Source organism: Deltaproteobacteria bacterium (assembly GCA_016931625.1).
Taxonomy (GTDB): Bacteria; Myxococcota; XYA12-FULL-58-9; order XYA12-FULL-58-9; family JAFGEK01; genus JAFGEK01.
Map to the genome: position 1 here is coordinate 1 of JAFGEK010000139.1, position 5,324 is coordinate 5,324.

Below are 5,324 nucleotides of genomic sequence, written 5' to 3' on the forward strand. Positions count from 1 at the left end.
AGAGTTTTACGTAACTCCTCGTCATTCCTACGAAAGTAGGAATCCAATTCCGATAAAAGTGAAAAATGAGACTAAGAGTCAGCTAGTTAATGGGTAATTTTCAATTATTTTTTCATTGTCGCTATATCATAATAATATTGATAAAGTTTGCTCTTTTGCTCTTCATCTATATTTTTAGGTATTTCATTTTCGAGGATAATAGCTTTCCATTGTACTGTCCAAGAAGTTTTTTCGCCTGGCTTTAATTGAATTGGTGTTCCTTGAGCCTCAAGTTCAACATAACCAAGCTGACCTTCTTCCTGCGGGTTACAAACATATATTTCGATTTCCCCCTCACCTTGAGCAGCTTGGCCAGCCGGGATATCGTCAAAACGCATAATAAATAATTGTTTGCCATAAACGTGAGCCAACCAACCTGTACCATCGCAGATAGTTTTATATCTGTCTGGACAATTAGCAACGTCAATCCAAACTGGTTTACCTGGGGAGGATTTTAAATTTAGGTTTTTTACCCATTGGCATTCGGTAAAATGAGTTTGTCCACCAGGACCCATTTCAAAAAACACGAAACCGGCTTGTGGGCAACGGTTAATTTGCCAGGGAGCGCGTATAATATTTGTATTTGATTTATTAGTCATGGTGTATCTTAGTGAAAGCCAGCTGTTTTTATCTATAGAAATTTCTTTTTTTAATTGGATATATGTTGTTAAAGGGTCGTTGCTATCAATATCAGCAGCGCTTTCAAGCACACCTTTATCATTCACAATTTTAGCGTCATAGGGCTCACTATCGAGAATTTTTCGTGGTGGCCAGCCCCAATCACTTTGTGGTGATGTCCAGAAAGTAGAACCAAAACAGATTTTCCGGGCTCCTATACCTTGCTGGATTAAAAATTCGTAGCCTTTAACTTTTAATGAGGTGATTCGAGCACCATGGTTGCTATCAACCACAATAGAAACATTCTCATTAAAAATTGTAAAAATACCGTTAATCGAATTCACTTTTGTTTTCTTTAACTAAAAAGTAAATTTATATCACTAATTGTTAGTGTGCTTTTTAAAGTATGTAGAGGTTTCTTGCTAGTATAAAATAATGGTGGGAGGAAAAGTAGTTACGATTTATTAATAGATAAATTAGAATTACGGGCGATTAATGCAGCAATTAGTAATGAATCTGAATTATTTTTGGCTTCGTTAGTAGATGATTGCAGCTTAACATGATTATAAGATGTATATGTTTTTATTGATGAGTTGCTATTAATATCGTTTTTTTGAGATTGAGAATTTTTTTCGTTACTTTTATTGTTTTCTTTCCAACTAGTTTCCATAATTTTTTGGCCGAGTTCACGTAAATTGCGTTCAATTGCTGAATGGTGTTTAGATTCGGCCATAGTTTACTCTCCTTGTTCCCTCATTACCCAAGTGTTTACTTTGTATATTTCTACAACATACATTTGCATTATCTATCCTGGTCAAAAATATTTTTAATTAATTAACGCAAAAAAACTTACATAAGCATTACTCACAATTAAAACAGATCTGTCAATGCAATACGTCAAGATTGTACTAAGTACTTTGTAGTAAAGAAGGTAGATATTAAAACCATTCTACCCTGCCAAAAAGATGACTGAAGTAGTATAGTTACGCCGCATTTATAACACTGCAACTGAGTACATAGGCATATGAGCGGCTTTACTCATCTACATTTGCATTCGCAATATTCTTTACTTGATGGAGCTATCCGTCTGAATGATCTTTGCTCGATACTTAAAGAGCGCGGTATGAATACGGTGGCGATTACTGATCATGGCAACATGTATGGTGCAGTACATTTTTATCAAACCGCAAAAAAATATGGCATCAAACCTATTATGGGTTGTGAAGTATATGTAGCTTATGGCAAAGGTCGTAAAGATCGCAGTGTTCGTTCGGCATTACATTTGGTTTTATTAGCTAAAGACAACGAAGGCTATAAAAACCTTACCTTTTTGGTGTCGATGGGTTTTACTGAAGGTTTTTACTATCACCCTCGAATTGACAAAGAATTATTACGCAAACATGCTAAAGGGCTTTACGGACTTTCGGCATGTTTAGGTGGGGTAATTTCCCGCATATATTTTAATCAAGGTTTAGACGCAGCAATAGCAGAGGCGCGCGAGTTTGCAGAAATTTTTGCTCCTGGTCATTTTTTCTTAGAGTTACAAGAAAATGGTTTTACTAAGCAACCACAATTAAACGAGGCTTTAAAAGAAATAAGTGCAAAATTAAAATTACCACTAGTAGCCACTGCTGATGCACATTATCTTTCCCCAAGTGATGCCAAAGCTCATGAAGTATTGATGTGTATCCAGCAGAATAAGTCGTTAGCAGAATTTCGCCAGAAACACGAACATCCTGATCAAAACTTTGTAAAGACACCACAGCAAATGTGGGATGCGTTTAGTAAAATATGTCAAGAAGCGGTTGAAAACACCATAAAAATTTCAAATGATTGCAACGTTGAGCTTACTTTTGGTGAAACATATTTACCGAACTATGGTGTACCATCCGGTAGAACCTTAGAAAGCTATCTTGAAGAAGTAGCCAATCAAGGCTTACAAACACGCATAAAAGAGATGCGAGAAACAGTTGATCTTGACTTTTATCAGCAGCGTTTAGACTATGAATTAAATGTTATTATTAAAATGGGATTTGCTGGATATTTTCTTATAGTATGGGATTTTATTCAGCATGCTAAATCAAAGGGCGTGCCTGTTGGTCCAGGTCGTGGTTCTGGTGCTGGTTCTTTAGTAGCATATGCTTTACGCATTACCGATCTTGATCCTATACATCACGATTTGATTTTTGAGCGATTTTTAAATCCTGATCGCGTTTCAATGCCTGACTTTGATATTGATTTTTGCCAAGACCGCCGCGGTGAGGTTATTGATTATGTATTACATAAATACGGAAAAAATAACGTTGGGCAAATTGTTACCTACTCACAACTTTCAGCAAAAAGTGTAATTAAAGATGTCGGCCGGGTGATGGAGGTACCATTTGCTGAAATGAATGAGCTTACCAAGCTTATTCCAAATGGTTTAGTTGAGGGTAAAAAAGTAACTATTAATAAAGCACTCGAAATTGAGCCAAAGCTACGTGAATTGCAAGAGACGCAAGAAGTTTATAAAAATATAATTGATATAGCTAAATCACTTGAAGGTCTTAATCGCCAAACCGGTATGCATGCAGCTGGTATCGTAATTGGTGATAAACCCTTGTGGGAATATGTACCGGTTTGTAGTGGCAAGAATAATGAACTAATTACTCAATTTGCCAAAGATGAAGTAGAGCTTGCAGGCTTAGTAAAATTTGACTTTTTAGGTTTAAAAACATTAACCGTAATTGCCAATGCAGTGAAGCATGTACGGCGTCGCGCAGGTAGTGGACCGCTTGGTATACATAATGAGTTTGATATTGATAAAATTCCAATAGATGATGCAAAAGTTTTTGAACTGATTGCTAGTGCTGATACTGATGGTGTGTTTCAATTAGAATCTAGCGGTTTTAAAGAGTTGCTTAAACGTCTGCGACCAGACCGTTTTGAAGATATTGTTGCAGCAGTGGCGCTTTATCGTCCAGGGCCTCTCGATGCCGGTATGGTTGACGATTATATTGCCCGTAAGCATGGCAAGAAAAAAGTTATTTATCCGCATCAGTCTTGTGCTGAAATTCTTGAACCTACTTATGGTGTTATCGTTTATCAAGAACAGGTTATGCGTATTGCGGTTGCTTTATCTGGTTTTACCATGGGTGAAGCCGATACTTTACGTAAAGCCATGGGCAAGAAAAAGGCCGATGTTATGGCCAAGATGCATGATAAATTTGTACGCGGCGCTGAATGCAAAAGTGGTATGACAAGTAAAGCTGCCGATGAGTTATTTACTCAAATCGAAAAATTTGCTGGCTATGCTTTTAATAAATCGCATAGTGCCGCCTATGCTCTAGTTAGTTATCAGACCGCTTATCTTAAAACATACTATCCGGTAGAATTTATGGCGGCTCTGCTTTCTACTGAAATGAATGTGCAAGATAATGTCGTAAAATACATTCAAAGTGCAAAAGCACGCGGTATTGCAGTGTTGCCTCCAGATGTGAATCGTGCCGAGCGAGATTTTACCGTTGTTACCGTGTCTCACGATAAGAGCGAAAATCAGATTGACACCAATCGACAAGCAATTTTATTTGGTCTTGGCGCAGTAAAGGGGGTTGGGGGTGCTGCGATTGAATCAATAGTAGAAAAACGGGGAGATAAACCTTTTAGGTCGATATATGATTTTGCTGAACGTGTGGATTCGCGTAAAATAAATCGTAAGGTAATGGAAGCATTGATCAAGTCGGGATCGATGGATTGTTTAGGTAAACCACGCTGGCAACTATTTGGTGCTATGGATAAGGCCATAGAAATAGGCCAAACCGCTCAGCGAGATCGTGAGGTTGGTCAAGCTAGTTTATTTACATTATTTTCTACCAACAATAATATAGAAAGTAATGTTGCAGCTAAAAATCTACATATAATTAACGAGACGTATCCAGCAACAGATGAATGGAGTGATAAACAGCGTTTGCTTTTTGAAAAAGAAGCGCTAGGTTTTTATATTACTGGGCATCCACTTGAACGCTATACTGGAGACCTAAAAAGGCTAGCTACCAGTAGCACCATTGATCTTACAAATAATATTGATAACAAAGCACAACGATTCGCCGAGGTTAGTGTGGTTGGTATAGCTACTACAATACGCGAACGTCCATTAAAAGACGGAAGCGGTCGTATGGCTTTTGTTATATTAGAAGATTTGCATGGCAGTATAGAGGTTTTAGTATTTAGTAAAGTTTTTAATGAATATGAAGCTGTACTTAAAAGTGGTGACCCTTTATTTATATGTGGTACGTTACAGTTTGAAACTAATGGAAACATTGCTAGTGCAGGCGATGAAGATGATACACCTTCAGTAGTAAAATTAAGGGCAACTCGTATTGAGCTACTTGCCGATGCACGTAGCAAACACGCCAAACAACTTGAATTGCATGTACCAGTATATGCAGTAACTAATGAAAAGCTTATACAATTAAAAGAAATATTAGTTGCTCATAAAGGCGATATACCAGCGCGATTAACTATTACGGAGCCTAAAGTATTTCAAACTGAAATTACTTTACCAGAAACCCTAAGAGTTAACCCTAGTGATGAATTATTAGTGCGGGTTGATAAGCTATTTGGTGAGCCAGTGGTTAGGTTGAGTTAGTAATATTTATCACGAATTATATTGTTTAACAATATATTAT

At 37.2% G+C, this 5,324-nt stretch carries 3 protein-coding genes; 1 reads left to right on the plus strand and 2 read right to left on the minus strand.

Going from position 1 to position 5,324, the window contains the following annotated elements; genetic code table 11:
- Window positions 1–104 precede the first annotated feature (104 nt).
- Both JW841_11725 and JW841_11730 read right to left on the minus strand, forming a co-directional pair.
- Window positions 105–764: a DUF4380 domain-containing protein gene (locus tag JW841_11725; protein MBN1961606.1), complete on the minus strand. Its 660-nt coding sequence runs from the start codon at window positions 762–764 to the stop codon at window positions 105–107.
- A 347-nt stretch (window positions 765–1,111) separates the two neighbouring features.
- The gene (locus tag JW841_11730; protein MBN1961607.1) at window positions 1,112–1,390 is read right to left on the minus strand and encodes a hypothetical protein; all 279 of its coding nucleotides are present in this window, start codon (window positions 1,388–1,390) and stop codon (window positions 1,112–1,114) included.
- A gap of 291 nt (window positions 1,391–1,681) precedes the next feature.
- Between JW841_11730 and dnaE the strand changes: the two genes are divergently transcribed.
- The gene (gene dnaE, locus JW841_11735; protein ID MBN1961608.1) at window positions 1,682–5,284 is read left to right on the plus strand and encodes a DNA polymerase III subunit alpha; all 3,603 of its coding nucleotides are present in this window, start codon (window positions 1,682–1,684) and stop codon (window positions 5,282–5,284) included.
- Window positions 5,285–5,324 lie beyond the last annotated feature (40 nt).